Below are 25,451 nucleotides of genomic sequence, written 5' to 3' on the forward strand. Positions count from 1 at the left end.
ATGATACCGTTTAGTCATTAAAAACATTCATGACTTCCTGCTTTCTTTCGACATACAGGTGGCCGTAAGTATCTGCAGTTTCGGTGATATTTTCGTGCCGCATGAGCTCTTTCACGAGGTAGATGTCCACACCTTTATTTATGAGGTAGCTGGCGTAACTATGCCTTAGTGAATGTATCCGGAGCTCCGGAAATACTTCTTTAAATTTCTTGTGATAGTGACTGTAATGGTAAGGCTGCATGCCGCCGAACACAAAATGGTCATCCGTGAATCCGTAGATTTTTTCTGCGGATTCTTTTTTTATTTCAGAGAGCATATCCACACACAGTTGTGGAAGGGGAACGATAGCCTCGCTTGCCTTAGTCTTCACGCTAGTTAGCTTCTTCTCATTCATGCTCCAGGACTTGTTTACATCAATCCTGTGTGCGGCAAAGTCTACATCACTCCACTTCAGCGCCAGGGCTTCTCCTATCCGCAAGCCGGTATAAAACATAAGGATACTGAGTTCTTTATAATAGTGCATATCTAATGACTGGACACGCCGGTCAAAATCTTCACGCTTGATGAAATCAATACGCTTTTTCCCGCGGGGCATAGCCGGGACCTGCAGCACCGGATCACGCCGAAGATTGTAAAACTTCTTCGCATGATTGATGAGCACACGGAAATTCGCAAACACGGTACGGGCACTTTCAGGCGACTTCAGCGAGCTGCTGAGGTGCTTCTGAAAATCCAATACCTGCTGCACGTTGATGTCTTTGATTTTGATATGACCAAAACGCGGCTGGATGTGCAGCTTGTACTCATTAGTCCGCCGGCGGATTGTTTTTTCTTTGTATGCTTTGAATGAAATATTGTGCTCAAACACCTCATCCAGGGTCACTTCATCGGAGAAGGCATCCTGGATACTGGCGATGAATTCAGCCTCAGCAGCTATTGCATCCTTGCGAGCTGCAAAGCCTCGTTTAAGCTTCTGCTTGTTCCGCCCGTACATATCTTTGTACCGAACTTTGTAGTACCAGGTCTTCCGCTCTTTGTCTTTATATACAGGCATTTCAATCACCTTTCAAGGGGAAGAGCAGGCCGTCGCCCACTCCTCGGATTAAATTACTAGCGCTAGGAATTTAAAGATTTTGTGTAAAACGAATTGCTTTCCCTAAAATCCGTGCAGGGTTATCCGGGGTAACTATATAGGGTTCATAGTTCGGATTGTCCGGCATTAGCATTATAACGTTACCCTGTTTCTTAACACGTTTTAATGTCGCCTCTGTGTCGCCATTCACCAAAACGGCAGCAATCTCTCCGTATTCCACATCCGGCTGCTCCCTGATTAGCACATATGCACCATTAGGGACCGTCGGCTCCATTGACTGTCCTTTTGCCTCAAGATAAAACAAATTCCCACTGGGCAGCAGGTCCGGTGACTCTGTTTTGTACCCAACGAAATTTTCTTCTGCATAGATTGGATGCCCACAAGAGATGAAGCCGAGTATAGGAATCTTCACTGTGGCAGGGTTCACTGGAACTAGGTTGCCCGGTCGTTCTTCAATTAGCGCAGATTTCGGAACCTTAAAATAATCAGCCAACTTCTGAATTTTATCAATACGTGGGTACTTTTCCCCGGCAAGCCACTGCGACACAGCTGCATCGCTAACTCCAATCTCCTCTGCAATAATCCTGGGATATACTCCTTTTGCGTTCATGAGACTTTGCAAATTTTCCCCAAATATTTCCCTCTGTGTTTTCAACATTTCACCCCCTTTGTGTAAATATTATATACTTAGAGTTAACTTTTTTAAAGTACATTTTGTAATGTTGATTAACTTAAAGTATTGACTTTTAACTTTAAGTTAAATATGATTATTGTATCCCTCATCAAAAGGAGGTGGCTAATATATGCAATTGTCGCTAGAAGCACTGAGAGTTAACGCTGGTATGACGCAACAGGATGTAGCTGATCGTCTCGGTGTAACTAGACAAACAGTCATCAAATGGGAGAAAGGAGATGTTGAGCCAAAGGAATTAGTGATTTATGCACTAGCTAAACTCTACAACGTCGACCTTGATGTAATTAGAATCCCTTTTTAACCATACTGTTTGTTTAACTTTAGGTTAAAAATTAGAGGTTGAATAACCTCACTTTTTTTCAAAAGAAATTGTCGTATTCTGGAATACCTTGTCATTAAGAAGGAGTGAGAGGATGAAGCACTTTTACGATTCTAAAGAAGTCATGAAGCTGCTGGATCTCGGCTGTCTAAGAACTGCACAAATGCGTGTCCAATCACTTAATCAGGAGTTATCAGAAAAAGGTTATTGGATTGAGAGAGGAAAAGTGCCGATTAAGTTTTTTCACGAGAAGTACCCGTACATTGAGCACCAGAAAATGAGTGAGCAGTAAGCCTTATTTTTTTGCTTTTAAAATGTCGAAAAAGGAATTAATTTGTAAAAATATGTAATTTACACTAGGGGATGGTGCAGATGTTTAGCCAGGAATTGTACAACTACATTTCAGATGCGGACCTACATACCAAAATGGATGCTGTTGAGTATTCCACAAGCCCGCGTGAGGTCATCACGGTTGCTGATATGCTGCGGCAGCTTGGAAGGGGGTGAAGAATGTGGAGGGAAATCAAAAAGCCCCACAACCTGCGGCAACAGGAAGTGAGGAAAACGAATTATCTACGATTAACGAGGCCCGGATCGCTGCCGGACTTCAACCATTGGATGATGAAACTGCTAACAAGCCGATTAAGTCAGTGTAATGAAGTACCCGGCAAATGTGTTAGGCTCGTTCGCCAGTACAGCCACTTCGTACTTAATTTCAAGAGATTCACATGCTGCTGGAACAAGCTTTAGAAACTCATCTTTTTCAATATTCCAGTTGAACACATTTTTTACACTGTGATGAAGTTCAACAGTATTTATAAAGTTAAAGTTTCCTCCAAGGAAGAGCATGTCATATTTCTTCATAGCTGCTTTAATCTCAGATTCAGTCTGTAATGTGGATTGCATTGACAGAGAAGCGAGCCGTAATTCTTGCAGTATTTCTACTAATCTTTGAACATTTTCCATTTTTTACACCTCCTCTCAGGAGAATTATATCAGATAAAGAGGTGAGGTAGTGGGATATACCCGAGAAGAGCAAGAAACTACAATAGTTTTTAACAATGCGACAGGTGAGTGGACTATTTACTCTACCGTGCCGAAACACATCAGAAAACTACAGGAAATAACAGAGATTCTCGTCTTAGAACGCGAGGGAGACAGACCAATAGCAGTGCGCGGTACACTTTCCGAAAAACAGGTAAGCATGAAGCGAGAAATTCAGCGTGTCCTCACACAAGAGCAGAAGGATGCTGCAGCTGCACGCATGGCAGAAGCCAGGGCACGGAAGGGGGATGGATGATGAAGAACGGTAAGAAGCCGACAAGGCGCCAGAGTGGCCATATTCAATCATATGGACTCAGCCCGGAGAACTGGCTGATCTTCAAGATTGTGGATGGAGACATGCACCTGGTACATCGCTTCACTGGTCAGACGAGGGTTATTCCGACCTTATAGTTCAACAATTGTACAGTTTAAGGGGTGAATATAGTGCATAGTGAAGTGAAAACGTACTATCTTACGCCGGAGGAGCTTGCAGCATACATAGAAAAGCATCCTATCGTTGAGGAGCGCAAGCCCATGCAGGCGGAACTGGCAAAGCCAATCAGCAAGAAGCACATTGAACGCTCTGTGGAAAGCCAAAGGAAGAGCCGGATGGGAAGACCCACAATTATGGACAAAGTGGACCATGATAAGGTCTACAAGCTGTATATGGACGGTCTCACATACGAGCAGATGGCCAAAGAACTTGGCATCTCAGAAGGTAGCGTGCAGAAGTACATCAGCCGGAAGCAGTTCCACGACCCGGAAGGCTGGCCGCCACGGCTGAAGCGAAAGGTGAAGGAGGGGTAAGGATGGATATGCAGAAAATTCATCAGCTGTCAGTGAATCTCTTGAATGCGAATAAGGCTGCTTTTAACCATGATATCCTCGGACTGGATAATAAGGGGGATAAGGTTCACCTGTTTTCTGAACTGTTTATTAAGCTATCTGGAGAGCACATGGTTACATTTACTAAGCCTGCAGATGGGGACTTATATTATGGGGAATTACAGTATGAGGGTGTAACCTACTGCGCGTGGCTAAGAAAACAGCAGTTTGAAGAGAATTTCAATGTATTGGGAGGGGAAGAACTTGAACGCATTGCAACAGCTTGAATTAGTCGATGTGGAAGCACAAGAGGAACAGCAACGCTTTGAGATTACTAGCTTGGATAGCCTTAACTGGGTATTCCGTAAGGTGGCGGCGCTGAAGTCGAAAGAGGCTGAGGTAAAGAGCCTGGCTGATGCTGAGCGGATCCGTATCAATCAATGGGAGAACGGCGAGCTGCTTGCCATCCACAGTTCATTGAATTACTTTGAAGCCCTTATCACGAATTATCATGCCCAGCAGCTTGCTGAGAACCCGAAGGCAAAGACACTCAGCACGCCTTACGGCAAGTCAAAGAGCCTGGCAAAGAAGGCAGCGCCAAAACAGGTAGACAAGGAAGCCCTTCTTACATACGCAAAAGAAGTCGGCTTTACTGAGTTTATCAAAGAAGAAGTGAAGTGGGGCGAACTCAAGAAACATCTGTATGTCCATGAAGTGGATGGTCAGCAGATTGTCATTGATGAAGATGGGCAGATTGTTCCTGGTGTCGCTGTAGAGCCAGCCGGCGTCAGCTTCAAGGTTGAGGTGTGACAATGTTCAATATTACGAAGGCGCGACGCGAGAAACTCAAAGCTGTAGTCGGCTTCATTGGCTGCAGCGGGGCCGGGAAAACAGCCGGGGCTTTGCTTGTCGCTTATGGCATGATGCGCGAGGCATATCCAGAGGCGACAGAGGAGGAGGTGTGGGAGAAAATTGGGGTCATTGATACAGAGCATGGCCGGGCTAAGCTCTACGCTAGTTCTGATTTTGACGGAACGCGGATCGGCCAGTTCCTACACATTGATTTCAGTCCTCCATACTCCACGGATCGCTATGATATGGCTGTTCAGGCCATGAAAAGGGCCGGGGCCGAAGTCATCATTGTGGACAGCCTCTCGCACAACTGGCAAGGCGAGGGCGGCATTGTAGAAACCCATGGGCAGATGTCCGGGAATAGCTTTCAAAACTGGGGGAAACTTGTGCCGGAAACTACTAAGCTCGTAAAAACATTGACCCGCAACAACGTGCACATTCTGGCCACACTGCGGACCAAGCAAGAGTATGTAGTTGAGCCGGACGCAAGCGGCAAGATGGCGCCGCGGAAAGTCGGTACCAAGCCAGTACAAAAGGATGAGATGGAATATGAGTTCATGCTTAATTTCCAAATTGCCATCGACCATGTTGCCGAAACAAGCAAGGATAACACCCGGATGTTTGAGGGTAACCCGGCCAAACTCACACCGGATGTCGGACGCAAGCTGTACCAATGGCTTGAGCTCGGTATTGATGTGAGAGCTGAAGAACAAGCAAAGCAGGCCGCTGAGGAGGCTGAGCGACTTGCCCTCATTCAGCAAGTTCGGGATATAGCTGCCAGCAGCGCGGACATGAAAAAGAAAGTGGAAGAATTTGAGTTTAAAGCGAATATGAAGCTAGACCAGTTTAGCGCTAAGCTGGCCAAGGTCGCAATTGAGCGGCTGCAAGCTTCTTCAAACTAAGGAGGAACAACTATGTTTAAAGTGGACTATTCACAAGCAACTGAGTTTGAAAATGTTAAGCCGGGGGAGTACGAAGTCACTGTCGTAAACTACGAGTTGAAGAAAGCGGAATCCGGAAACAATCGCGTTGTGGTTGACTATGAAATCCGTTCGGATGTTGAGCAGCCATGCCAAGGACAGAAAATCCTGTATGACAACTTCACGGTAGCAGAAAAATCCATGTGGCGGTTCCAGCAAGCCTCCAAAGCCGCACAGTTCCCGGACGGCATCCAATTTGGCAGCTTTAAAGAATGGGCCGACACGTTCCGCGGTAAGCACCTGCGTCTTGTAGTAGGCGAGCGTGAGTACCAAGGCAAGAAGTATCCGGAAGTAAAAAGCTTTAGGGTTTCTGAGGTTCATGCGCCAGCTGATATTAAAATCTCAGACTCTGATGTTCCCTTCTAATAACATGATTCTGAATACGAGGGGGCAGCAATGCTCCCTTTTCCAAAGGGAGTGAAGGAATGTATCAATTTCATAACATACCGACAGAACTAAAAAACACTCCTCACTGGATCCTGTGGAAGGCAGAACCAAGGGATGGCAAAATCACGAAAGTGCCATATCAAATCACTGGGGAGATGGCGCAGAGTAACAACAGGCGTACTTGGTCCACCTTCCCGACCATCCTGAAATTCTTTCAAAAAGGCGGATACGATGGAATTGGCTTCATGTTTTCCAAGGAAGATGATTTTGTAGGAATTGATATTGACCATTGTGTGAGCGAGGGGGCACTCACGGAGCTGGCGGAAGATGTGATTGAAACTCTGCAAAGCTACACGGAATACAGCCCGAGCGGAGAAGGCATCCACATCATAGCAAAAGGTACGCTGCCGCTGAAGGGGCCGGGAACGGGCCGGAAGAATCCCGCAATTGGCTTGGAAGTATACCGGCACGGCAGATACTTCACCTTCACTGGCAATAGCCTCGGTGAAACACCTGTGCAGGAGAGGACAGAAGAGCTGCGGGCCATTTTTGACAAGTATCTGCAGGAAAAGGAAACTGAGAAGCCGGCCCGCGCCCAGGTTGCCTCACACAGAGTTGATGTGAGCGGCCTAACCAATGCCGAACTTTGGGAAAGGATGTTCAGAAGCAAGAACGGCGGGGCCATTCGGGACCTGTTCCATGGCAGCCTCATCAACGGTGACCACTCTTCCACAGACCTGGCATTGTGCAACCACCTTGCTTTCTGGACGGACAAGAATCCAGTCAAAATGGACGCTATGTTCCGGGAGACGTCCTTGCTACGCGACAAATGGGACAAACAGCATTCTTCTGACGGCCGTACATACGGACAATTGACCATAGATATGGCCATCATGTCAACTCCTTCTACAGTGGCAGATTTTGAACCGCCGCCGCCAGAGAAGCCCTATGAAATCTATATCTCAGAGAAACAGGGAATTGTGGACACCCACGAAGAGGAGGAAGAGGAGAAAGCACCAAGCTTCCACCTGACGGAGCTGGGCAATGCTGAGCGCATCGTTTACTATCATGGCGAAAATATCAAATACTGCAATGAAATAGAGTGGCTTATCTGGAACGGTAAGCAATGGGAAGAAGACAGCCGGCGGAGAATTGAAGCTATGACAGCCGGCACACTGCGAGCCCTGTATGCTGAGGCTGCAGTAGAGCCGGACGAAAAGCGCTCTAAGCAATTGTATAGCTGGGCCCGGAAGTGTGAGAAGCGCTCCATACGAGTGAACAGCATATTGGATGCGCGGCCCATGGTTAGTGTGAGAAAGAAGGATTTTGATTCCCATGACTTCCTGTTTAACTGCAGGAATGGAGTTATTGATTTAAAAACTGGGGAGCTGCGGCCGCATGATCGGGAGCTTCTCATTACAAAAATTTCACCTTTTGAGTATGACAAGAATGCAAAATGCCCAAATTGGCTGGCATTCATGGAGAGTATCTTTAAAAAACATGACGGACAGCCAGACCATGATTTAATTGCCTTCATGCAGAAAGCCATTGGATATGCCCTTACCGGGGTGACCAAAGAACAGGTAATGTTCTTCCTATTCGGGAACGGCCGGAATGGTAAGTCCACATTCATCAACACCATTCAGGACCTGCTTGGAGATTATGGCCGGCAGACAAACAGCGACACATTTTTGAAAAAGCGGAATGACAGCGGCATCAATAACGATGTGGCCAGACTGGACGGCGCCCGCTTTGTATCAGCTGTCGAATCGGAGGAAGGACAGCAGCTATCTGAGGCACTAGTGAAGCAGATCACTGGCGGCGAGAAGATGTCTGCCCGCTTCCTCCGCCAAGAATACTTTGAGTTTACACCACAGTTTAAAGTGTTCTTCACTACCAACCACAAGCCTATCATTAAAGGTTCAGATGAGGGTATCTGGCGCCGCATCAAGCTCATTCCCTTCACAGTGACGATTCCGAAGGACAAGATAGACTACGACCTGCCGGACAAGCTGGCTGCGGAAATGCCAGGCATCCTACGCTGGGCTGTGGAAGGCTGCTTGATGTGGCAGCGTGACGGGTTAGGAGAGCCGGCAGCCGTGAAAGCCGCGACAGAGGACTACCGGCAGGACATGGACATACTGGGTCCGTTTATCGAAGAATGCTGCACTCTTGGATTAAGCGCAAGGGTTGAAGCAAAATCACTGTATGAGAAGTACACAAAGTGGTGCTTTGAAAACAGTGAGATGGAGCTGAAGAACCGGGCCTTTTATCGCCAACTAGAAATCAGGGGCTTTAAAAAAGAGAAGGGTGCAAAAAATCGAACTTTCATAATTGGTATTACCCTCAATCATTTAGTCTCTGGTGACTTGTTCCAAATTGAGGAAGAGAAGAAGGACGGGGTTACTGAACGGGTTATCGAATTTCAACCGAAAAGTAACCCGATAACCCCTAATTCTAGCAACAGAAAGAAGCTCTAAGCCTTATGTATCAAGGGTTTCAGTGTTTTTACATTTTTTAGGGGTTACTTAGGGTTACTGAATTTCCCTGTTCCGTTCCCATGAAAATAATTAATAAAAAAAATAAATATATAATATAGGGGCTTCTTACGAAAATAGGTAACCTTCAGTAACCCAGTAACCCAAAAGTGGGTCAAACCCTTGATATGACTGGGTTTTCAGCGGGTTACTGAGTTTAAAATTCGATAACCCTTCAGTAACCCATCTTGCAAAAGAGGTGTGATATGCATCCGAAGAAGATTGTTGACGGTGTTGCCGAGTTGGGTGCTGTCCTCACCGTAGAAGGCAACGACCTGTACGTGGAGAACCCAGAGAAAATTTACCCGGAAGTTGAGGAGCTCATCAAAGCATATAAGCCGAGGGTAATTACTTATCTCAAGGGAGAGTATTCAGCGCAGCAGCAGGCCATTGACCAAACTATTGAAAAGATACTTGCTTGCTTCCTTGGAGAACCGCAGGATGTGAACGGTAAAATTCAAGACTGGCTGAAGAAGGATGAAGCATCCGCTGATTTATTTTTGCAGCTGTTCGTAGAGTGGCGGAAAAATGGCTGGATGCAGGTGAGAGAGCCCACCGCTAATTATGAGAACCACATCACCCAGGAGCTATCAAAGATAATTTTTAACAATGCCATGCGGCATTTTAAGGGAGGCTGACTATGAGCCTGATATATCATCACTATACGGAGAAAGAGCTGAAGCAACTTCTTGACAGCCTTGTCATTATCGTAGATACAAGGGAGCAGAAGAACCAGCATGTGCTTGACTATTTTAATAAAAAGAGTGTGCAGTACAAATTTAAGGCGATGAAGACCGGGGATTACTCAGCGATGCTTCCGGCTAATGAGGGGCTAGGCATCACAAGGGACATATACCTGAATGCTGCTATTGAACGTAAAAATGGAGTAGACGAGCTAGTGGAGAGCATTAAAGACCGGACCCGCTTTGAGAACGAGCTGATCCGTGCCAGTAAGCATCCGTTCACACTCATTGTCGAGGACTTAGAGGGCTATCAAAAAATCCTAAATGGGATGTACCGCAGCCGATATGAACCGAAGTCGTTGCTTGGCAGCCTTAAAACGTTTGAAGTGCGGTACGGATTTTCTACTGTATTTTTGGCCAACGTCACAACAGGAAACTACATATATCATCACTTTTTATACATGGCTAGGGAGTTACTAAAAAGCGGGGCTTTGTAAACCTAACAAAGGGGATGACAGTATGATGGCTTTCATTGCCGGGCTATTCATCGGGGGGAATGTGGGGCTGTTCATTACATCTCTGTGTGTGGCAGCTAAACGAGATTTATAGATAAGGAGAGGGAAATATGAATTTACATAAACTGTACGAAATCCAAGGCGGGCTGGATTACCGGATTCACGAAAAGTTTAGCCTGCAGGCGAAGGATGTACTGATGGAGCGTTTGCTTGCCTTCTTGGTGGAGCTAGGAGAGGCCGCAAACGATTGGAGAGGCTTTAAATTCTGGAGTGAGAACAAGGAAGCGAAGGAGACGCTTCTGGAGGAATATGTGGATGGCCTGCACTTTATTTTAAGCATCGGCAATACGCTGCTTGAGATGGACTTGATCAGTAAGGTTCCTTTGCAACTGAGCGCACTCAAACAGGACAATATTACAGAACAATTCCTGCTTGTATATGCGGCTACGATGCACCTGCATGAAAGTATTCAGTATGACGGGCATGTGGCGTACTGGTATGCTAGCCTGTTTGAGACATTCCTCGGATTGGGTGAGCTGCTGGGCTTCCTGCGGGATGAAATTGAAGCAGCCTACATGGAAAAGAACGCAGAGAACCACAATCGTCAGGACAACGGGTACTAAGCTATGAAGCTGAAGGTACTGGAGAAGTGTAGATGCACCGGGCTTTGTACCAACATTGATTATCTTCTGTTTGAAACCAAGCTTTGTAAATTCTGGCTGTTCGGCATTGATGGGCATACATTCCTGTATGTACGTGCCGGCAGACGCTCATGGAAGAAGGTGCTTTGATGGCGGCGAACAAGGAAAAGCGAAAGAGGAGACTGGCCAAAACGTTCAAGCGGCGGGAACGGGAGATTGTGCGGGCGGCATGGCGGAACATCTTTGTGAAAGCCGGAATACTGAAGGAGTGAGAGTATGAACTTCATAGCAGCTCTGCAGCAAATTGGAGACGAGGGCATGTACAGAGCCTTTAAAAATTTTCAGTTTGGCAATGTGAGATTGAGCGTTCAGGCGAGTTTTGCCCATTACTGCACGCCGCGCGTGACACGGGATGATTTAAGCATTTACAGCACAATGGAATTTGCATTACTCGATAAAAACGGCGAGTTTATTAGAGTGAAGGATGTACTGCCAGACTTCCCGTTGTTGGACGAAATCGAACGGCATTATGACAGTGTATATGCGTATGTGCCGATTGAATTGATAGAAGCGTTGTACAATGCGCTGGTAGAAAGCATGGAGTAAGCAAGGAAGGGACAGCCCTTCTTTGCTACTCATATCCGATTTTGAAGCAAACCGGGAGGGAGAAAGATGAATTTTATCAATAAGATGCAAGAAAATCTTAGAAGTGGCGCATACAGAGGATTTGCGGGTTTACAATTTGGCGATGTGACCCTCAGCATTCAAGCAAGTCAAGCGCATTACTGCACACCAAGAAAAACATTAGAGGATTTAACACAATACAGCCGGATGGAATTTGCTCTCATCCGAGAAGAAGAATTTATTTCCGTTCGAAGAATCTTGCCGGATTTTCCTCGGTTAGAGGAAATTGAAGAATTTAAGGACACTGTGTACGCATACGTTCCTGTTGAACTGATTGAAGAACTGTGCGAGGCATTAGTAACGAAGTACAACTAAATCCGAATTTAAGAGAAAAGGAGCGGGAATGTGAGGGCATATGAAAGGGTGTACGAATATTACAGCTTGTTCGGTTATCACGTTATTGAATTCGCTGTGCGTGATGGTCGGCATTCTCGCTTCCTGCAGCTTTTCATTATGGATAGCAAAGAGGGGGAATCGGAGTGAAGAGGGTACTGGATGCTTGCTGTGGCAGCCGAATGTTCTGGTTCAACAAGCAGCATGAAGAAGCTGTATACATGGATGTACGGGAGCTGGAGACAGAACTATGTGACGGCCGCAAATTAATTGTGAAGCCGGACGTAGTTGGAGATTTCCGCAATATGCCTTTCGGGGATCAGAGCTTCTACCTGGTTGTATTCGATCCACCGCATCTGCTAAAGGCTGGGGAAGAATCATGGTTGGCCAAGAAGTACGGGAATCTAGATGATACTTGGCGGGAAGATATTGCAACAGGATTTAATGAGTGTATGAGGGTGCTGAAGCCGAACGGAACATTGATATTTAAATGGAATGAGGACCAAGTGCCGCTCAGAGAAGTTTTAAAGTGCTTTGGCCAAAAGCCGCTGTTTGGAAACAAGCGCAGTAAGACGCATTGGCTGGTGTTCATGAAATAATGCTACAAAACCCGCATTGAGGAGGAAAACATATGGAGATTTCGCTTTACAGTCACCAGTACCGGGTGGTAGACATCCTGAAGAAATCCAACGCTGACATGTTCAAGGACATAAAAGTTGGAGACATCCTGCAGTTCAGCACAAGTATTGTCCGAAATACAAAAGGGCTTGGTACATCTCATTCAGGGGTATATGCCACAGAAATCCTCATCGAGAACATCACACAATCTATGATTGTCAGCCGGACAATGACCAAGCTGCTGAACATCCTAAAGCATTTTGAATTAGAACGGGTGAATTAATGTCCTTATTCCGTCCCTATTTTGTCCTTATTTTTTAGGACATTCTGAAAGGAGTTGACCATCATATGTACGATTGGCTGAAAGACTATCATAAGATAGAAAACCAAATAGCATATTTAGAATTTAACCTTGAACAGACAGAGCGTGAGCTCAAACGATGGGTCGACGGCGATTTGCAGAAAATCAAGCTTCAATCCGATTCGGCAGGCGCGAGAGTGGAAGATAAGCTGGAGCAGATCCGCAACGAACTTACATATAAGCAAGAGCAGCGCAACCAACTAATCCTGCTTGTCAGTACCTTCAAAGGACTGGATGAGCAAATCCTAAAGCTGAAGTACATTGATGGTCTGACTTTAGATAAAGTAGCCGAGCAGCTCGGTTACAGCGATTCACACATCAAGAAGCGGCATGCTGAGTTAGTCAGAACCATCAAGTTTGTGGAAGACTATATTGCACTTTAGGTTCACTCATGGACTGCCTCGAACCTATTGAAAAACGGTGTTATTCTAATAGCATAGAAGAAGGGGAATGCGGTGGCGGAATAGGTAGACGCTATGTATGGTAGGGTGAGGTGCAGACCATAAAAGAAAGCCTTCTGTCGACACCATGAAAGGTGCAAATCCTTTCCCGCATTTCTTCTGCTTCCCTGCAGGTGCATATGTTCCCTCCGTCCATGTGCATCTTCAGGGGTTTGGAAGGCCCCAGTGAGCTAACGCTCCAAATTGCTTTGACACAATCCTGTTGTGTATGAATTAGGACGAATGTTAGTCAGGCTGCTCGGTGCACAGGGCAGCCATCCTTTTTCCTCATTGCCGCCGGCGTATGAACCCATCCTCATACGCTGACAGGAGTGTGGAAACTCCAATCAAAATATGAATAGCCGGATTGATCCAAGGAGGTACTCATACTGACAGGTGAGTACCTTTTTATATTGAGGTGAAATAGACATGGAATACATCTTATCAACTATAGCTCTTGTCCTATCCCTTATCTCATTCGGGATGGCAAGATACTACGAATATAAACTACGAAAGCTGGACCGCTGACATGTTACGCAGCTGCAGCTATTGTGGAAGGATACATGATAGCAAGTACCAGTGCCCACAGAAGCCTAAGCGATTCAAGGAGAGGGACGAGGTGCACCGCTTCCGCACACTGCAGGTATGGATCAAGAAGAGGAACTACATCAGGCAACGTGATACACACCTATGCCAGGTATGCACCCGTCAACTATATGATACACATACGCAATACACATACGATGATATACAAGTCCATCACATCGTGCCGCTGCGTGAAGACTGGGAGCGTAGGCTAGACGAGGACAACCTTCTCTGCTTGTGTCGTCCTCATCACGAGGCGGCAGAGGCTGGGGGGATACCCAGGGCAGTGCTGTTCGCCATTGCGACCGAACAGAACACCAAATAGGTGTCATTTTACACCAATACCCCCCGGGGGGGTAAATTTGGTTTTTTGAATATGCCCTAAAGCCACGTGTCATCCGCAACACATAAAATATTCCTGCATCAACTTTTCGAAAGGGAGTGACCCAATGCCGACGCCAAAAAAACCATTTTCTGTTTTGTCAGCTGAGAAAAAATCGCATAAAACGAAAGCCGAATTGAAAACACGAGAGAGCGGAGAAAAAGCACTTGCAACAGGCGCGGCATTGAAGGAACGTCCCGAGGTGAGGGATAACCCTAGAGCGCATGCAGAGTTCGAGAGACTTAGTAATTTATTAGAGAAAATCGGGAAAAACGATGCGATATACGAAGGGGTTATAAATCGGTACTGCCTGCTGCAGGCTGAATGCCATGGTTTTGAGGAAATGCGTGACCGTATGTCTAATGAGCTGGAGGCTTTAGAGCAGGCGGAAGGAATGTCTGCGAAGGATTACTTCAGCTTGAAAATTGATATCCAAAAGCAGATCATTGCCCTGGATAAACAGATCCAGACGAAGCGTAAAATGCTTCTTGATATAGAGAAGGAAAACATCATGACAATTGCGGCCGCACTTCGGAGCATACCGAAGCCGGAAGAGAAGGCCAGCAACAAGCTGCTCGAGGTTCTCAATGGAAGTTAAGGACAGCAGAGCATATCAGTATGCTGTATGGTGTGCCGAAGCAGGCAATAGGAAAGTTCCTCTCTATGTTAGGAAGCAGGCGCAGGCATGGCTTGAGATTGTGGAAGGCAAGGATGATGAGGCCTATGTGGATGGCAAGGCATTTGCCAGGATAAACAAGCTGTTAAAGCTGATGATGCATCCTGATCTACAGTGTCCAATGGATGAAGGACTTGAAGATTACGCCTGGCTGCTTCTCATCGCCATCTTCTGCACCAAACTGAAAAACCCGGAAGGGAAGGACATTCGCTATTATGAAACGGCAGTCCTTGAAATCAGCCGGAAGAATTTTAAAACTTTTAACTCAGCTGTGATTTTTATTTTGCTTTTGCTGACGGATCCGCAGTTCAGCCGATTCTTCTCAGTAGCGCCGGACCTCAAATTGTCGAGTGAGCTGAAGCTGGCTATCCGTAAAATTATCAAAGTAAGTCCGCTGCTTGCAGATGACGGTGTTTTCAAAGTGCTTAGAAGTGAAATTCGCTGTTTGCTCACAGAAAGCGAGTATGTGCCGCTGGCATACAGTGAGGACCGCATGGATGGGAAGCTTGCCAATGCATTCCTAGCAGATGAAGCCGGCGCAATGGATAGCTATCCTGTGGAAGCCATGCGCTCCTCTCAGATTACCCTGTTCAACAAATTGGGGATTATCATCAGCACTCAATACCCGAACGATAACAATGTCATGATTGACGAGATTGATGTCAGCAAGAAGGTACTGGATGGGCTGATTGATAATAGGCGGCGGTTTGCTCTCTTGTATGAGCCAGACAGTGAGTTTTTAGTGGACGATAAGTGGCAGACAGAGGATTTGGTCATTTATCAATCCAATCCGGTTGCCGTTGCTCATGAATACATCTTCCAAGCCATCCGGGACATGAGGACGATGGCTATTTTGTATGAAAACAAGCGTGAAAACTACCTGTGTAAGCACAATAACATCAAGTATAAAGGGCTTGGTGTGGAAGGCTACATTGATATCACGAAGGTGAGAGAGTGCAAGATACAGGAAGATATGGCTTTCTGGAGAGGGAAACGGGTGTATTTAGGGCTCGACTTGTCACAAACCGATGACAATACGGCTGTTTCCATGGTCACAGAGTATGATGGCAATATTTATGCCAAAGTTTGGGGCTTCATCCCGGCAGAGCGGAAGGATTTCAAGAGCAAGAAAGAGCAGGTTGACTATAACCGGCTGATCCGGGAAGGTGTCTGTTTCGAATGCGGGGATGAAGTGATTGATTATTCCTTTATTGAAAACTTCATTCTGACTTTAGAAGAGCGGTACGGAGTTGAAATCGTACAAATTGGCTATGACCGTTACAATGCTATCAGTACAATACAAAAGCTTGAAGCTGCCGGCTATTTGTGTGTAGAAATCAAGCAGCATTCCAGCGTACTCCATATGCCTACGAAGTTGCTGAAGGAATATGTTTTGAAGAAATGGTTTCAATATGATGAAAATCTGATGCTTGAAATCGGCTTCCAAAACGCTCGTTGTACAGAGGACACAAACTTGAACAAGTACGTGAACAAGAAGAAATCCGCTGGAAAAGTGGATACGGTAGTGGCGCTCATCATGTCTGTGTATCTGTTGCAGCAGGATTTGCTCCTTAATCCGGACAGTGACTGGGGTGCTATGGTGATATAGAAAGGGGGTGAAAAAACTATGGCACTTGATCAAAAAATGTATCCAGTAGGTATGACAACGGATAGTGCTGGTTATCCGATTCCGAAAGTATTTATTGAGGGGCATAACTATCAAGAATTGACACTTTTCAACGCACAGGCTATCCGGAATACAAGCGTGGCGACAAGCTCAACAGTATCTATGACAACTCTGTCTGGTCAGAACAACATTCTCGTGAACAATGCGCTGGATCAGTCTGTATTGTTTGATGTTTTTATTAAAAATACGCTCGGACAAAGCTTTCCTGTTCTCATTGATTTGTCTATTCCTGCAGGAGGAACGAAAGTACTAACAGATGTAGACATCCCTGTGCTTAAAACACCAATTTATCAGCTGTACGCGACGGTACAAGCATCAGTGGCACCGACAACAGGGGCATTTTCAGCAACGCTCGGTGGCGTACAGGCGTAGGAGAGGAATAAACCATGGCATGGTGGAACAGAAGGAAAAATAAACCCGCCGAAGTTGAGGAAACCCGTGATTTCTCCCTTGCTGATTTGCTGCAAGCCAATGCGGATGTCTCTACTATCACAGCTGAGCAAGCAATGAGCATTCCAGCTTTAAACGCTGCGGTGAACCTTATTTCAAACACAGTGGCCAGTTTGCCAGTTAGGTTATACAGGCGAGAAGGACAGAAAATCTCAGCTGTGGACGATGACCCGCGCGTGGAGCTGCTGAATGGAACGACAGGGGACTTGTTGGATGGTTTCCAAATGAAAAAGGCGTTTGTAGATGACCATTTAGTGCACGGTGCCGGCTACCTCTACATTAACAAAGTCAGAAACGGGGTAAAATCGCTGCATTATGTCTCGAATCCACAGGTGGGCGTGGTTCTGGTGGACCCAAATCCAATTTTTAAAAAGATGGAATTCTTTGTATATGGCAGCATCTATCAGGACTTTCAGTTTGTTAAGATGACGAGAAAGACCAAAAACGGCATAACCGGCATAGGTGTTGTAGCTGAGGCAAACAAGATGCTCTCTGTTGCTTACAATACGCTGCTATTTGAGGATATGCTGGTCCGCACGGGCGGCAATAAGAAGGGATTTTTGAAGTCAGCAAGCAAATTGACGCAAGAAGCACTCGATAACTTGAAGGCAGCCTTCAAGCGGCTTTATTCAAATAACACGGACAACATTGTAGTTCTCAATTCAGGGCTAGACTTCCAAGAATCAACAAACTCTGCAGTAGAGATGCAGATCAACCAGAATAAAATCACAAACGCTGAAGAAATTGCAAAGCTGCTTCACATCCCCGTGGAGCTGCTAAACGGCAAGGCGACCGGCGGTAATGAGATGCTGTATGACAGCTTCATCAAGCTGGCTATTTTGCCAATTATCAAGGCATTCGAAACAGCTCTGAATAAAGACCTTCTTCTAGAAAAAGAGAAAGGGTCTTTTTATTTTGCCTTTGACATGAATGAGCTACTGAAAGCGGACGTTCTCAAGCGATTCCAGGCGTATGAAATCGCCATCCGCAACAGTATTTTTGATGTGGATGAAATCCGGGCTAAGGAAAATTATGCGCCGCGTGGGCTGAAGTTTATTAAACTTGGCCTGCAGGACGTACTCTTCAACCCGGAAACACAGGAAATCTATACACCGAACACTAACCAGGTAGCCAAAATGGGCAAGGCAATCGAAACGATGCAACCAGAAGGTACGGATCCATTACCAGCCCCTGAAGGAGGTGATGATAATGCGAATAGAGATTCGGGGGAACAATCAGGTATTGCTTGATGGCTATGTAAATGCTGTAGAACGGGAGAGCCGGGTCCTTCCCTCTCCGAAAGGCCGTTTCATTGAGACTGTGAAGGCAAAAACGTTTGAAAAGGCGCTGGGCCGCACGGACAACGTAGATTTGCTGTTCAACCATGATGAAAAACGTAAATTAGGGTCCACACAAGAGGGAAACCTGCAGCTGTTTGAGGATGCAATCGGCTTGCGAGCGATTGCGACCGTGACGGATCCGGAAGTCGTGCGAAAAGCACAGGCCGGCGAGCTGCGCGGGTGGTCGTTTGGGTTCATGGCTGTGGAAGACGAATGGACAGATGGCCAGGACGGCATTGCACGCCGTTTTCTAAAGGACATCGACCTAATAGAGGTTTCTATCCTAGACAAAACGCCTGCATATGTTGCAACCAGTATCGAGAGCCGAGGGGAAGAACAAGTCATCACCGAACAGCGAGGCGAGGAATTCCGTGCTGTTACGGAAGACATGAGCACCGAACCAGAGCCGGATGAAGCATCTGTATGCCCGACATGCGGAGCACCGCTAACTGAACATGAACCAGACGGCGATGAAGAGCCAGACGGAGACGAAGCTGCAGCCAATACGCTGGAGCTTTTTTCTGTGGAAATCGAAATTTTAAAAATGAAGGGTGGACAACCTGTATGAACATGGGAAAAACATCTGTGCTGACAATGCACAAGAATATTGAGACACGCTCTATGAAGGGACTGACAGAGCAGCGTAACGACCTGCTTGCAGAAATGGAAGGTATCTTGGAAAAGGCAAAGCAAGAAACGCGTGCTTTCACCGACCAGGAGACTGGGCGCTATGCGGAGATTAAGAAAGAAATTGAACGCATTGATGCCACTTTGAAGGCTGAAGAGGAAACCCGCAGCCTTGAGAAACGTGAAATTGTGAAGAAGGCTGAAACGGCAGAGGAAAAGCGTGCGGCGGAGATTGAGCAGGAAGAACGCGCATTTGTGGAATATGTGAAGGGCATTGATAAGCGTGCCTTGAATGCATCCGGACAAGGTGTAGTTATTCCGTTGTCTGTGGCAAACCGTATCATTGATACAGTGAAAAATATGTCTCCAATCTTGGCCAAGGCGACAATTTGGGACGTAAGCGGCGATTTGATTATCCCGTCTTATGACTTCACACAGCATGTTCCTGCTGGATACTACACCGAATTGGCAACTATGACAGCACAGTCTGCTAACTTCGGTTCTGTGAAGCTCGGCAATACAATCGTTGCTTCCCTTGCACTAATCTCTAAGTCTCTGATTAACCGTACAGATGTAGACATCGTGCCGTTTATCGTAAATGAGATTGCAAAGGCGATTTCCTACTTCCTGGAGAAGGAGCTGCTGACTAATGCAAACAGCACAGTAGGTTCCGGCGCTACGAAACTAGGCGGCCTTGCTAACACAGGTGCTGGCCAGACGGTTACAGGCGCAACAGCCGGCACAATTACGGTGCAAGAGCTTGTACAGACTCAGATGAAAGTACCGCAAGTGTACCAGAAGGATTGTGCATGGATTATGCACCCTAACACACTGGCTTACATTCAATCCCTGACTGCATCCACAGGCATCCTTATCATGGGTAACACGCTGCATGAGGATGCGCCATTTACAATCCTGGGCAAGCCTGTGTATGTGTCTGACCAGATGCCAACGATGGCCGCTAATGCCAAGGAAATTTTCTATGGAGACTTCTCCGGACTGCACATCAAGATGCCGCGCGGCGTACAGATGCAGGTGCTTAACGAGCGCTTTGCTGATCAGTATGCAGTGGGAGTCGTTGCCGTGGTCGAAGCAGATGCAGGTATCATTGAGCCGCAGAAGATTGCAATGTATGTAGGTAAGTAATGAGGGGGCTTCCCCCTCTTATTTCATATCACAGAGAGGTGATAGACATGGTTAGATTTTTGGCGAAGAAGGAAATTATATCTTCCGTGATTTGGGCAAAGGAAGGTCAGGTTTATGATTTTCCGCTCGATGATGCTACACAAAAATACTGGACAGATTGCGGTCTGATTGAAGTATTGCCTGATGAAGAGCAGCCGGCACCAGTAGAAGTGCAAGCGGATGTGACACAAAATGAAGGTCAGTGAGGTTACTATTGCTGACTTAAAGCAGTACGCTCACGTATATCATGCTGAGGACGATGCATTGTTCACAACGATTCTTACGGCATGCAAAGCATACATACAGGGCTACACAGGACTGACAGCGGATGCAATGAACAGCCGCGAGGAGCTTACTGTGGCCCTGTTTGTGTTAGCCAACGAGTTGTATGATAACCGCTCATTCACCGTACAGGACAACAAAGTGAACAGGGTTGCTAAAAGCATTTTAGACATGCATGTGACGAATCTGGTATGAGGTGGCTGATATGACGCGATTTACAATCAATCCGGGTGAGTTCCGGCATGTTATCACGTTTCAGGACCGCGCAGCTGCAAACACGTTTGGCGAAAATGACGCCTGGACTGATGTACTCACAGCACGAGCAGCTATTTACCCGGTCAGCGGTAAGGAATACTTTACGGCCGACCGAGTAACCAGTGAGGTCACACATAAAATCAGCATGAGATATATGCCGGGGACAAGCATTTCTCCGGATATGCGCATTCTGTTTCAGGGCCGTATTTTTCAAATTGTCTCTGTTATCAATTTTCAGGAGCGCAATGTGATGCTGCAGCTGATGTGTAAGGAGCTGATGTGAGATGGCTAGAAGTGATATACAGGGTATGGAGGAGCTAATCCGGGCAATTCGGCAGCTTGAATCCCTTCCACAGAAATGTGTTACCCGTGCGGCACGGAAAGGGGCAGATATTGCCCTGAAAGCTGCTAAACAACTAGCGCCGGAAGATACCGGTTATTTGCGCCGAGGCTTAATTGTGAAGGGCGAAAAACTGAAGAAACGCGGAAAAAAAGTGTATGAAATTACCCTTAATCCTGCAATGAACCATATTTTTCAAAAAGAAACAAAGAGCGGGAAGATCCGGCGGCGTGACGGGAAAACAGTAAGAATGGGCGCTGGTGTCTATTATTACCCGGCTTCCCAGGAATACGGGTTCATGGCACGGAACGGCCGGTATATTCCCGGCTTTCACTACCTTCGTAAATCTGTGGAACAACAGAAAGAGCAGATTGAAACTAGAGTTGTGGAAGTCCTGGCAAAGGAAATCGACAAAATTAAGTAAGAGGTGTAGGAAATGCTCTTTGAGGAAGCGTTGAGGGCGGAATTAAGCGCCCTGGATGGACTAAATAACAAGGTGTTCCCCCTCAATGCAACCGAGGGGACAGCACCGCCTTTTGTTGTCTATGTGTCAAACAATGGTGTGCAGGATAAGACGCTTAGCGGCTATTTAAGCACAAGAGAAGTAGAATGCGAGATTAATATCATCCATGGCACATACAGCAGCATGAAGGCTTTATCGCAGCAGGTTTTAGAAAAGATACTATCCTTTCAGGGCCGCATCATCGGTGGGCAGAACGGAATCCTTATCCGGAACGTTACATACCACAGTCCGGTGGAGCTCTATGAAAGTGAAATCTTGTGTTATAGAAGTGTGTTAGAAGTGAAATTTAGATTTTAGGGGAGTGATATAAATGGCTCAATTGTCTATGGGCACGAAATTTATGATTGGCTCAAATAGCGTTGCTGAATTGACCAATATTGGCGGACTAGAACTATCTGCTGATACAAAAGACGTGACAACGCTGGATTCTGGCGGGTGGAAGCAGTTTATCCAAGGTGTGAAGGATGCTGGCGAGGTTTCACTGAGCGGCTTCTTCAATGCCGGTGACACAAACGGACAGACGGCGCTATACAATGCCTTCACGGCTGGTTCTATCCTGGCTTACACAATCCTGTTTCCCTTTGGTGCAAGCTGGACATTTAATGCTATTGTAACAAAAATCGGAACAGGCGCTGATCTTGAAGACACTGTAAGTTTTGATGCCACACTAAAAGTAACAGGGCAGCCGTCTCTTGGTCTGACTTCTTCCGCCGGCCTATCTGCACTGTCTCTGTCTGGAACAGGCGGCAGTTTAACTCCTGCTTTTGCGAACGGTACAAGCCTTTACTCCTATAGCGGCGTAACAGGTACATCTGTTACCGTGACGGCTACAGGCGCAAACCAAACAATCGCCCTGTATGTGGATGGCGTATTCAACCAGAACTTAACAAGCGGCACCGCTTCTTCTGCCATCACGCTTTCCGGCATCGGTGTGCGTAAGCTGACAATTGTAGCGGCTGAAGCAGCAAAAGCACCACGTGTTTACGAAATCAACGTCGCGAAGACGGCATAAGGCTAGGGGAATCATCCCCTGGCTTTTTTATATGAGGAGGAAATGAAATGAGCGATAAAAACGATGTTGTCATCATTGAGTTAGACCGGCCGCGTGAGCTGCGCTATGGGCACAAGGCGCTGAAAAAACTGACTGCTCTAACCGGTAAGGGCTTGGACAAGCTGGACACAGACAACTTTGATCTTGAAGAAATCGAAAAGGTGCTGTATTGCGGCCTGTTGTCTGATGCAAAAGATAACAATGAAACACTGAAACTAGAAGACATGGAAGACCTGCTCGACCAGGCACCGAGTTATGGGCACATCATGGAAAAGATGCAGGCTGCCTTTAACCTAGCGTTTGGCCAGTTTGAGGATGCGGAAAAAAACTGACGGCGGATGGATCCGCTCCATCCGAACCTGAGCCCTGGTGTTGGGAAAGGTCACTGAAGGCTGCTATTGCTGTAGGTATACGGCTGGCAGAATATAACGACATGACACCCTACGAGCTGAATTTATTTATCAATGGCTATTACGAAAAACAGAAGCAAGAGCAAGAGAATGATATAACACTTGCCTACTTGACTGCGTACTGGCACCGTGTCAAGAAAATGCCGGCTCTGAAGGACGTTTTGAAGCAGCCGCAGCAGCCTAAAAAACAGATGAGTAATGAGCAGATGTTTGAGCGAGTGAAGGCTTTGAATGCCGCGTTTGGCGGCGCGACTTATTGAGCAAGGGGGTGAACAGATATGGCAGTTATTCGCAACCTCATAGTACGTGCCGGCGCTGATTTCAGCGAGCTGCAGCAACAGATGCAGCGGGCACAGGCTAAAATCAAGAATTTTAAAGAGAACATCAATAGTTCAATGAGCAGCATTAAATCTGCACTGGTTGCAGTCGGAACTACGCTCTTTATGTCAGATGCAATTCAAGACGCTGCAAAATTTGAGGCACAGATGGGTACTCTCAGTGAAAGTCTGGGCAGCAGCATGAATGACTTCGTAAAATGGCAGAATACCGTAGGGGCATCGTTGGGTTATTCTAAGCTGCAGTCTGCTGAGCTGGCAAACACACTGTCTTTGAATTTTAAGCAGTTCGCAACAAGCCAGCAGGACCTGCTCGACAAAACAACTAAGATGATGGAAACGGCCGCGCTAATCTCTACGAAGCGTGGCATGGCCATGACTGAGGTATCAGACCGTATCAGATCCGCAATGAACCAGGAGGCGGACGGTGCTGATGAGCTTGGCGTGAACGTTCGCGTGGCCGCCATTACACAGTCGAATGCCTATAAGCAGATGGCTAACGGCACGCCGTGGGACGAATTGTCTACTAATATGCAGAAGGCAATCCTGTACCATCACATCCTGGAATCAGTGAGCCAAAATTTAGGCTCTACAATGCAGGACAATACGGCAATGCGGATGTCTGCTTTTACTGCCTCGCTGTATGATGTGCGGCTTGCGCTCGGGCAGGCCTTTTTGCCGATTTTAAATGTGGTATTGCCGGTTCTTACATCATTCATGCGCGGCATCGAGATGGCCCTGCAGTATGTAGCTGCTTTTAGCTCTGCGCTATTTGGCAAAGCTACGTCCGGTCAAAAGGCACAAGCAGCTGCAACAAACCAACAGGCAGCCGCAATGAATAAATTGGGGGATTCAATTGCCAATACGGGTAAAAAATCGAAGAAGGCAGCAGCTGATGCAAAGGGCAGTGTTGCCAGTTTTGACGAGGTGCATCAGTTAGAGGACCCCAAAAAGGGAGCAGCTGAAGATGATCCAGGAGCCGGAGGCGGCGGCGTTGGTGCTGGCGGCATGGCCGGCGCATCTCCTGTGAATTTCGAAACGAATGCACCGGAAATTGGGCAAAAGGTACAGGATTTCGCAAACCGTGTAAAGGGGATTATGTCCGATATCGGTGCCTTCATGTCAAAAAATAAGGACATTATCACCAGTGCCATTGCCGGCATTGCAGCAGGCTTTGCTACATTTGCAATCCTCTCAAACTGGACGGAAATTGTAGGGGGGCTGACTATTGCCTGGGAGGCACTGACAGCCGCACTTGCCGGAATCGCCTGGCCAATTGTTGCAATCGCTGCTTTGGTCGCATTATTTGTTGGTAATCTGGTCTATTTGTGGAGGACAAACGAAAAATTCCGCGATTCGGTTTTAGAGGTCTGGAATAAAATTTCTAGTTTTGTAAAAGGCGTTGTCTCAGACATGTGGAACAGTGTTATGGCCACATGGAATAAATATGGCCCCGATATTGTGAATGGTATTGGCGATGCAATGAAGTCTATACAGGACCTCATAGTAAACCTATGGGAGAATTTCCTGAAGCCGATTATGGAAAATGGATTAGAGGTACTAAAGGATCTATGGAACAACCACCTGAAAGCTCTCGTCGATAGAGTACTAGATTTTGTTGGCAAACTGATAACGGCTGCTTTAGATATTTACAACAAATTTATCATGCCGATTGTAAATTTCTTAGTGGGTGTCCTTGGTCCCATTTTTGCTGCAGTTTTTTCCGGTCTGATGCGTGCATTAGGCGGATTTTTGGGTGACGTATTTGATTTTGCATCAGGACTTTTCCGCATTCTTGGTGGCATTGTTGATTTTATAGCAGGCGTATTCACCGGGAATTGGTCGCGTGCATGGAATGGCGTGAAGGATATTTTTGGCGGAATTTTCGACAGTCTATATGCACTGGTGAAACGTCCGCTCAACTGGATTATCAGCATGATTAACGATGTAATCGGCGGTTTGAATTCCTTGAGCATAGATGTTCCGGATTGGGTGCCGGGAGTCGGTGGACAGAAATGGGGCGTACACATTCCGCGTATTCCTGCACTGGCGAAAGGCGGTATTACATCTGGTCCTACACTGGCACTCATCGGGGACAACCCCGGCGGGGAAGAGGTCGTATCGCCGCTGGATAAGCTGACAGGCATTGTAACAAACGCTATGATGACTGCTCTGTCATTCAATCAGCCGCGCTCAAATGTGAGTGGGGACATCATCCTGAATGTGGACGGCAAGCAGTTTGCCCGAATTGTTAAGCCATATCTTGATCTTGAAAACAAGCGCGTTGGCGCAAATGTAAGACTACAATCGCTGTAAA

At 46.6% G+C, this 25,451-nt stretch carries 39 protein-coding genes and 1 pseudogene; 37 read left to right on the plus strand and 3 right to left on the minus strand.

The features are described from left to right. Positions 1-10 precede the first annotated feature (10 nt). Positions 11-1,054 (minus strand): site-specific integrase, encoded by a 1,044-nt coding sequence (locus tag NK662_RS14250; protein WP_254759610.1) that lies wholly within the window; start codon positions 1,052-1,054, stop codon positions 11-13. A gap of 70 nt (positions 1,055-1,124) precedes the next feature. Then, the gene (locus NK662_RS14255) at positions 1,125-1,751 is read right to left on the minus strand and encodes a LexA family protein (RefSeq protein WP_254759611.1); all 627 of its coding nucleotides are present in this window, start codon (positions 1,749-1,751) and stop codon (positions 1,125-1,127) included. Positions 1,752-1,896: 145 nt separating this feature from the next. Here NK662_RS14255 and NK662_RS14260 point away from each other — a divergent pair, with 145 nt between their 5' ends. The 4 genes from NK662_RS14260 (at position 1,897) to NK662_RS14270 (ending at position 2,762) form a co-directional block, all read left to right on the plus strand. Beyond that, positions 1,897-2,088, plus strand: coding sequence for a helix-turn-helix transcriptional regulator (locus tag NK662_RS14260; RefSeq protein WP_254759612.1), 192 nt, complete (start codon positions 1,897-1,899; stop codon positions 2,086-2,088). A gap of 112 nt (positions 2,089-2,200) precedes the next feature. Further along, entirely contained in the window at positions 2,201-2,398 is a 198-nt protein-coding gene (locus NK662_RS14265; protein WP_254759613.1) for a hypothetical protein, read from the plus strand. 80 nt (positions 2,399-2,478) lie between these two features. After that, on the plus strand, positions 2,479-2,613 hold the full coding sequence (locus tag NK662_RS23590) for a hypothetical protein (RefSeq protein ID WP_279664630.1): 135 nt from the start codon (positions 2,479-2,481) through the stop codon (positions 2,611-2,613). A gap of 5 nt (positions 2,614-2,618) precedes the next feature. Next, complete coding sequence (locus NK662_RS14270; RefSeq protein ID WP_254759614.1) at positions 2,619-2,762, plus strand: hypothetical protein; 144 nt, start codon at positions 2,619-2,621, stop codon at positions 2,760-2,762. Here NK662_RS14270 and NK662_RS14275 read toward each other — a convergent pair. After that, positions 2,749-3,072 (minus strand): hypothetical protein, encoded by a 324-nt coding sequence (locus NK662_RS14275; protein ID WP_254759615.1) that lies wholly within the window; start codon positions 3,070-3,072, stop codon positions 2,749-2,751. The two genes, NK662_RS14270 and NK662_RS14275, sit on opposite strands and share 14 nt — an antisense overlap. 333 nt (positions 3,073-3,405) lie before the next feature. On the opposite strand from NK662_RS14275, the gene NK662_RS14285 reads away from it, so the two are divergent. The 33 genes and pseudogenes from NK662_RS14285 (at position 3,406) to NK662_RS14445 (ending at position 25,450) form a co-directional block, all read left to right on the plus strand. Then, on the plus strand, positions 3,406-3,561 hold the full coding sequence (locus NK662_RS14285; RefSeq protein WP_254759617.1) for a DUF6906 family protein: 156 nt from the start codon (positions 3,406-3,408) through the stop codon (positions 3,559-3,561). Between the two features lie 33 nt (positions 3,562-3,594). After that, positions 3,595-3,957 (plus strand): sigma factor-like helix-turn-helix DNA-binding protein, encoded by a 363-nt coding sequence (locus NK662_RS23755; protein ID WP_254759618.1) that lies wholly within the window; start codon positions 3,595-3,597, stop codon positions 3,955-3,957. Positions 3,958-3,959: 2 nt separating this feature from the next. After that, positions 3,960-4,262, plus strand: a complete 303-nt coding sequence (locus NK662_RS14295; protein ID WP_254759619.1) for a hypothetical protein — start codon at positions 3,960-3,962, stop codon at positions 4,260-4,262. Next, the gene (locus NK662_RS14300; protein WP_254759620.1) at positions 4,240-4,785 is read left to right on the plus strand and encodes a host-nuclease inhibitor Gam family protein; all 546 of its coding nucleotides are present in this window, start codon (positions 4,240-4,242) and stop codon (positions 4,783-4,785) included. The genes NK662_RS14295 and NK662_RS14300 overlap by 23 nt, the downstream gene beginning before the upstream one ends. A 2-nt stretch (positions 4,786-4,787) precedes the next feature. Continuing rightward, entirely contained in the window at positions 4,788-5,729 is a 942-nt protein-coding gene (locus tag NK662_RS14305) for an AAA family ATPase (RefSeq protein ID WP_254759621.1), read from the plus strand. Between the two features lie 12 nt (positions 5,730-5,741). After that, on the plus strand, positions 5,742-6,173 hold the full coding sequence (locus NK662_RS14310) for a DUF669 domain-containing protein (RefSeq protein ID WP_254759622.1): 432 nt from the start codon (positions 5,742-5,744) through the stop codon (positions 6,171-6,173). Between the two features lie 59 nt (positions 6,174-6,232). Next, a complete protein-coding gene (locus tag NK662_RS14315) occupies positions 6,233-8,674 on the plus strand; it encodes a phage/plasmid primase, P4 family (RefSeq protein WP_254759623.1) in 2,442 nt (813 codons plus the stop codon). Between the two features lie 263 nt (positions 8,675-8,937). Continuing rightward, positions 8,938-9,369 carry a hypothetical protein gene (locus tag NK662_RS14320; RefSeq protein ID WP_254759624.1) on the plus strand — a complete coding sequence of 144 codons (432 nt, stop codon included), beginning with the start codon at positions 8,938-8,940 and terminating at the stop codon, positions 9,367-9,369. A 2-nt stretch (positions 9,370-9,371) separates the two neighbouring features. Further along, entirely contained in the window at positions 9,372-9,911 is a 540-nt protein-coding gene (locus tag NK662_RS14325) for an ERCC4 domain-containing protein (protein WP_254759625.1), read from the plus strand. 128 nt (positions 9,912-10,039) lie between these two features. After that, a complete protein-coding gene (locus tag NK662_RS14330) occupies positions 10,040-10,552 on the plus strand; it encodes a dUTP diphosphatase (RefSeq protein WP_254759626.1) in 513 nt (170 codons plus the stop codon). Positions 10,553-10,555: 3 nt separating this feature from the next. Continuing rightward, positions 10,556-10,720, plus strand: a complete 165-nt coding sequence (locus tag NK662_RS14335) for a hypothetical protein (RefSeq protein WP_254759627.1) — start codon at positions 10,556-10,558, stop codon at positions 10,718-10,720. Further along, positions 10,720-10,842, plus strand: coding sequence for a DUF3983 domain-containing protein (locus NK662_RS14340; protein WP_254759628.1), 123 nt, complete (start codon positions 10,720-10,722; stop codon positions 10,840-10,842). The genes NK662_RS14335 and NK662_RS14340 overlap by 1 nt, the downstream gene beginning before the upstream one ends. Before the next feature lie 4 nt (positions 10,843-10,846). Beyond that, positions 10,847-11,176: a hypothetical protein gene (locus NK662_RS14345; RefSeq protein WP_254759629.1), complete on the plus strand. Its 330-nt coding sequence runs from the start codon at positions 10,847-10,849 to the stop codon at positions 11,174-11,176. A gap of 66 nt (positions 11,177-11,242) precedes the next feature. Then, on the plus strand, positions 11,243-11,569 hold the full coding sequence (locus NK662_RS14350) for a hypothetical protein (RefSeq protein ID WP_254759630.1): 327 nt from the start codon (positions 11,243-11,245) through the stop codon (positions 11,567-11,569). A 200-nt stretch (positions 11,570-11,769) separates the two neighbouring features. Then, positions 11,770-12,186: a TRM11 family methyltransferase gene (locus NK662_RS14355; protein ID WP_279664710.1), complete on the plus strand. Its 417-nt coding sequence runs from the start codon at positions 11,770-11,772 to the stop codon at positions 12,184-12,186. Between the two features lie 32 nt (positions 12,187-12,218). Next, positions 12,219-12,488: a hypothetical protein gene (locus NK662_RS14360; protein WP_254759632.1), complete on the plus strand. Its 270-nt coding sequence runs from the start codon at positions 12,219-12,221 to the stop codon at positions 12,486-12,488. Between the two features lie 65 nt (positions 12,489-12,553). Next, positions 12,554-12,949 carry a sigma factor-like helix-turn-helix DNA-binding protein gene (locus tag NK662_RS14365; protein WP_254759633.1) on the plus strand — a complete coding sequence of 132 codons (396 nt, stop codon included), beginning with the start codon at positions 12,554-12,556 and terminating at the stop codon, positions 12,947-12,949. A 586-nt stretch (positions 12,950-13,535) separates the two neighbouring features. Next, the gene (locus NK662_RS14370) at positions 13,536-13,916 is read left to right on the plus strand and encodes an HNH endonuclease (protein WP_254759634.1); all 381 of its coding nucleotides are present in this window, start codon (positions 13,536-13,538) and stop codon (positions 13,914-13,916) included. A 124-nt stretch (positions 13,917-14,040) separates the two neighbouring features. After that, entirely contained in the window at positions 14,041-14,571 is a 531-nt protein-coding gene (locus NK662_RS14375; protein WP_254759635.1) for a hypothetical protein, read from the plus strand. After that, complete coding sequence (locus tag NK662_RS14380; protein WP_254759636.1) at positions 14,561-16,258, plus strand: terminase TerL endonuclease subunit; 1,698 nt, start codon at positions 14,561-14,563, stop codon at positions 16,256-16,258. The genes NK662_RS14375 and NK662_RS14380 overlap by 11 nt, the downstream gene beginning before the upstream one ends. 18 nt (positions 16,259-16,276) lie before the next feature. Then, positions 16,277-16,708, plus strand: a complete 432-nt coding sequence (locus NK662_RS14385; RefSeq protein ID WP_254759637.1) for a hypothetical protein — start codon at positions 16,277-16,279, stop codon at positions 16,706-16,708. Positions 16,709-16,722: 14 nt separating this feature from the next. After that, positions 16,723-18,036 carry a phage portal protein gene (locus tag NK662_RS14390; RefSeq protein ID WP_254759638.1) on the plus strand — a complete coding sequence of 438 codons (1,314 nt, stop codon included), beginning with the start codon at positions 16,723-16,725 and terminating at the stop codon, positions 18,034-18,036. Then, positions 17,996-18,526, plus strand: a pseudogene (locus NK662_RS14395) (HK97 family phage prohead protease); the annotation flags it as partial. The gene NK662_RS14390 and the pseudogene NK662_RS14395, both read left to right, overlap by 41 nt. Positions 18,527-18,690: 164 nt before the next feature. Next, positions 18,691-19,899, plus strand: a complete 1,209-nt coding sequence (locus NK662_RS14400; RefSeq protein WP_254759639.1) for a phage major capsid protein — start codon at positions 18,691-18,693, stop codon at positions 19,897-19,899. A gap of 47 nt (positions 19,900-19,946) precedes the next feature. After that, on the plus strand, positions 19,947-20,144 hold the full coding sequence (locus tag NK662_RS14405) for a hypothetical protein (protein WP_254759640.1): 198 nt from the start codon (positions 19,947-19,949) through the stop codon (positions 20,142-20,144). Beyond that, complete coding sequence (locus NK662_RS14410; protein ID WP_254759641.1) at positions 20,131-20,415, plus strand: head-tail connector protein; 285 nt, start codon at positions 20,131-20,133, stop codon at positions 20,413-20,415. Before NK662_RS14405 ends, NK662_RS14410 begins: the two co-directional genes overlap by 14 nt. A 10-nt stretch (positions 20,416-20,425) precedes the next feature. Beyond that, the gene (locus NK662_RS14415; protein ID WP_254759642.1) at positions 20,426-20,758 is read left to right on the plus strand and encodes a phage head closure protein; all 333 of its coding nucleotides are present in this window, start codon (positions 20,426-20,428) and stop codon (positions 20,756-20,758) included. A 25-nt stretch (positions 20,759-20,783) separates the two neighbouring features. Next, positions 20,784-21,239, plus strand: coding sequence for an HK97 gp10 family phage protein (locus NK662_RS14420; protein ID WP_254759643.1), 456 nt, complete (start codon positions 20,784-20,786; stop codon positions 21,237-21,239). A 12-nt stretch (positions 21,240-21,251) separates the two neighbouring features. Next, positions 21,252-21,635 carry a DUF3168 domain-containing protein gene (locus NK662_RS14425; RefSeq protein WP_254759644.1) on the plus strand — a complete coding sequence of 128 codons (384 nt, stop codon included), beginning with the start codon at positions 21,252-21,254 and terminating at the stop codon, positions 21,633-21,635. Positions 21,636-21,648: 13 nt separating this feature from the next. Then, positions 21,649-22,350 (plus strand): phage tail tube protein, encoded by a 702-nt coding sequence (locus NK662_RS14430; RefSeq protein WP_254759645.1) that lies wholly within the window; start codon positions 21,649-21,651, stop codon positions 22,348-22,350. 47 nt (positions 22,351-22,397) lie between these two features. Beyond that, the gene (locus NK662_RS14435) at positions 22,398-22,721 is read left to right on the plus strand and encodes a hypothetical protein (protein WP_254759646.1); all 324 of its coding nucleotides are present in this window, start codon (positions 22,398-22,400) and stop codon (positions 22,719-22,721) included. 101 nt (positions 22,722-22,822) lie between these two features. Next, positions 22,823-23,059 (plus strand): hypothetical protein, encoded by a 237-nt coding sequence (locus tag NK662_RS14440; protein WP_254759647.1) that lies wholly within the window; start codon positions 22,823-22,825, stop codon positions 23,057-23,059. Positions 23,060-23,077: 18 nt separating this feature from the next. After that, the gene (locus NK662_RS14445) at positions 23,078-25,450 is read left to right on the plus strand and encodes a hypothetical protein (protein WP_254759648.1); all 2,373 of its coding nucleotides are present in this window, start codon (positions 23,078-23,080) and stop codon (positions 25,448-25,450) included. The last annotated feature ends 1 nt before the right edge of the window (position 25,451 follow it).

Origin of the sequence: Ectobacillus ponti, from assembly GCF_024294785.1 — a bacterium.
Taxonomy (GTDB): domain Bacteria; phylum Bacillota; class Bacilli; order Bacillales; family Bacillaceae_G; genus Ectobacillus; species Ectobacillus ponti.

Excerpts from the sequence above, each read along its gene's own strand:
- NK662_RS14355 (WP_279664710.1), top strand. The coding sequence starts at position 11,770 with ATGTTCTGGTTCAACAAGCAGCATGAAGAAGCTGTATACATGGATGTA.
- NK662_RS14440 (WP_254759647.1), top strand. The coding sequence starts at position 22,823 with ATGACACCCTACGAGCTGAATTTATTTATCAATGGCTATTACGAAAAA.
- NK662_RS14370 (WP_254759634.1), top strand. The coding sequence starts at position 13,536 with ATGTTACGCAGCTGCAGCTATTGTGGAAGGATACATGATAGCAAGTAC.
- NK662_RS14335 (WP_254759627.1), top strand. The coding sequence starts at position 10,556 with ATGAAGCTGAAGGTACTGGAGAAGTGTAGATGCACCGGGCTTTGTACC.
- NK662_RS14305 (WP_254759621.1), top strand. The coding sequence starts at position 4,788 with ATGTTCAATATTACGAAGGCGCGACGCGAGAAACTCAAAGCTGTAGTC.
- NK662_RS14390 (WP_254759638.1), top strand. The coding sequence starts at position 16,723 with ATGGCATGGTGGAACAGAAGGAAAAATAAACCCGCCGAAGTTGAGGAA.
- NK662_RS14430 (WP_254759645.1), top strand. The coding sequence starts at position 21,649 with ATGGCTCAATTGTCTATGGGCACGAAATTTATGATTGGCTCAAATAGC.
- NK662_RS14260 (WP_254759612.1), top strand. The coding sequence starts at position 1,897 with ATGCAATTGTCGCTAGAAGCACTGAGAGTTAACGCTGGTATGACGCAA.
- NK662_RS14410 (WP_254759641.1), top strand. The coding sequence starts at position 20,131 with ATGAAGGTCAGTGAGGTTACTATTGCTGACTTAAAGCAGTACGCTCAC.
- NK662_RS14445 (WP_254759648.1), top strand. The coding sequence starts at position 23,078 with ATGGCAGTTATTCGCAACCTCATAGTACGTGCCGGCGCTGATTTCAGC.
- NK662_RS14385 (WP_254759637.1), top strand. The coding sequence starts at position 16,277 with ATGGCACTTGATCAAAAAATGTATCCAGTAGGTATGACAACGGATAGT.
- NK662_RS14400 (WP_254759639.1), top strand. The coding sequence starts at position 18,691 with ATGAACATGGGAAAAACATCTGTGCTGACAATGCACAAGAATATTGAG.
- NK662_RS23590 (WP_279664630.1), top strand. The coding sequence starts at position 2,479 with ATGTTTAGCCAGGAATTGTACAACTACATTTCAGATGCGGACCTACAT.
- NK662_RS14345 (WP_254759629.1), top strand. The coding sequence starts at position 10,847 with ATGAACTTCATAGCAGCTCTGCAGCAAATTGGAGACGAGGGCATGTAC.
- NK662_RS14315 (WP_254759623.1), top strand. The coding sequence starts at position 6,233 with ATGTATCAATTTCATAACATACCGACAGAACTAAAAAACACTCCTCAC.
- NK662_RS14325 (WP_254759625.1), top strand. The coding sequence starts at position 9,372 with ATGAGCCTGATATATCATCACTATACGGAGAAAGAGCTGAAGCAACTT.
- NK662_RS14285 (WP_254759617.1), top strand. The coding sequence starts at position 3,406 with ATGAAGAACGGTAAGAAGCCGACAAGGCGCCAGAGTGGCCATATTCAA.
- NK662_RS14265 (WP_254759613.1), top strand. The coding sequence starts at position 2,201 with ATGAAGCACTTTTACGATTCTAAAGAAGTCATGAAGCTGCTGGATCTC.
- NK662_RS14250 (WP_254759610.1), bottom strand. The coding sequence starts at position 1,054 with ATGCCTGTATATAAAGACAAAGAGCGGAAGACCTGGTACTACAAAGTT.
- NK662_RS14340 (WP_254759628.1), top strand. The coding sequence starts at position 10,720 with ATGGCGGCGAACAAGGAAAAGCGAAAGAGGAGACTGGCCAAAACGTTC.
- NK662_RS14435 (WP_254759646.1), top strand. The coding sequence starts at position 22,398 with ATGAGCGATAAAAACGATGTTGTCATCATTGAGTTAGACCGGCCGCGT.
- NK662_RS14415 (WP_254759642.1), top strand. The coding sequence starts at position 20,426 with ATGACGCGATTTACAATCAATCCGGGTGAGTTCCGGCATGTTATCACG.
- NK662_RS14425 (WP_254759644.1), top strand. The coding sequence starts at position 21,252 with ATGCTCTTTGAGGAAGCGTTGAGGGCGGAATTAAGCGCCCTGGATGGA.
- NK662_RS14360 (WP_254759632.1), top strand. The coding sequence starts at position 12,219 with ATGGAGATTTCGCTTTACAGTCACCAGTACCGGGTGGTAGACATCCTG.
- NK662_RS14420 (WP_254759643.1), top strand. The coding sequence starts at position 20,784 with ATGGAGGAGCTAATCCGGGCAATTCGGCAGCTTGAATCCCTTCCACAG.
- NK662_RS14275 (WP_254759615.1), bottom strand. The coding sequence starts at position 3,072 with ATGGAAAATGTTCAAAGATTAGTAGAAATACTGCAAGAATTACGGCTC.
- NK662_RS14365 (WP_254759633.1), top strand. The coding sequence starts at position 12,554 with ATGTACGATTGGCTGAAAGACTATCATAAGATAGAAAACCAAATAGCA.
- NK662_RS14380 (WP_254759636.1), top strand. The coding sequence starts at position 14,561 with ATGGAAGTTAAGGACAGCAGAGCATATCAGTATGCTGTATGGTGTGCC.
- NK662_RS14405 (WP_254759640.1), top strand. The coding sequence starts at position 19,947 with ATGGTTAGATTTTTGGCGAAGAAGGAAATTATATCTTCCGTGATTTGG.
- NK662_RS14350 (WP_254759630.1), top strand. The coding sequence starts at position 11,243 with ATGAATTTTATCAATAAGATGCAAGAAAATCTTAGAAGTGGCGCATAC.
- NK662_RS14375 (WP_254759635.1), top strand. The coding sequence starts at position 14,041 with ATGCCGACGCCAAAAAAACCATTTTCTGTTTTGTCAGCTGAGAAAAAA.
- NK662_RS14310 (WP_254759622.1), top strand. The coding sequence starts at position 5,742 with ATGTTTAAAGTGGACTATTCACAAGCAACTGAGTTTGAAAATGTTAAG.
- NK662_RS14255 (WP_254759611.1), bottom strand. The coding sequence starts at position 1,751 with ATGTTGAAAACACAGAGGGAAATATTTGGGGAAAATTTGCAAAGTCTC.
- NK662_RS14320 (WP_254759624.1), top strand. The coding sequence starts at position 8,938 with ATGCATCCGAAGAAGATTGTTGACGGTGTTGCCGAGTTGGGTGCTGTC.
- NK662_RS14295 (WP_254759619.1), top strand. The coding sequence starts at position 3,960 with ATGGATATGCAGAAAATTCATCAGCTGTCAGTGAATCTCTTGAATGCG.
- NK662_RS14330 (WP_254759626.1), top strand. The coding sequence starts at position 10,040 with ATGAATTTACATAAACTGTACGAAATCCAAGGCGGGCTGGATTACCGG.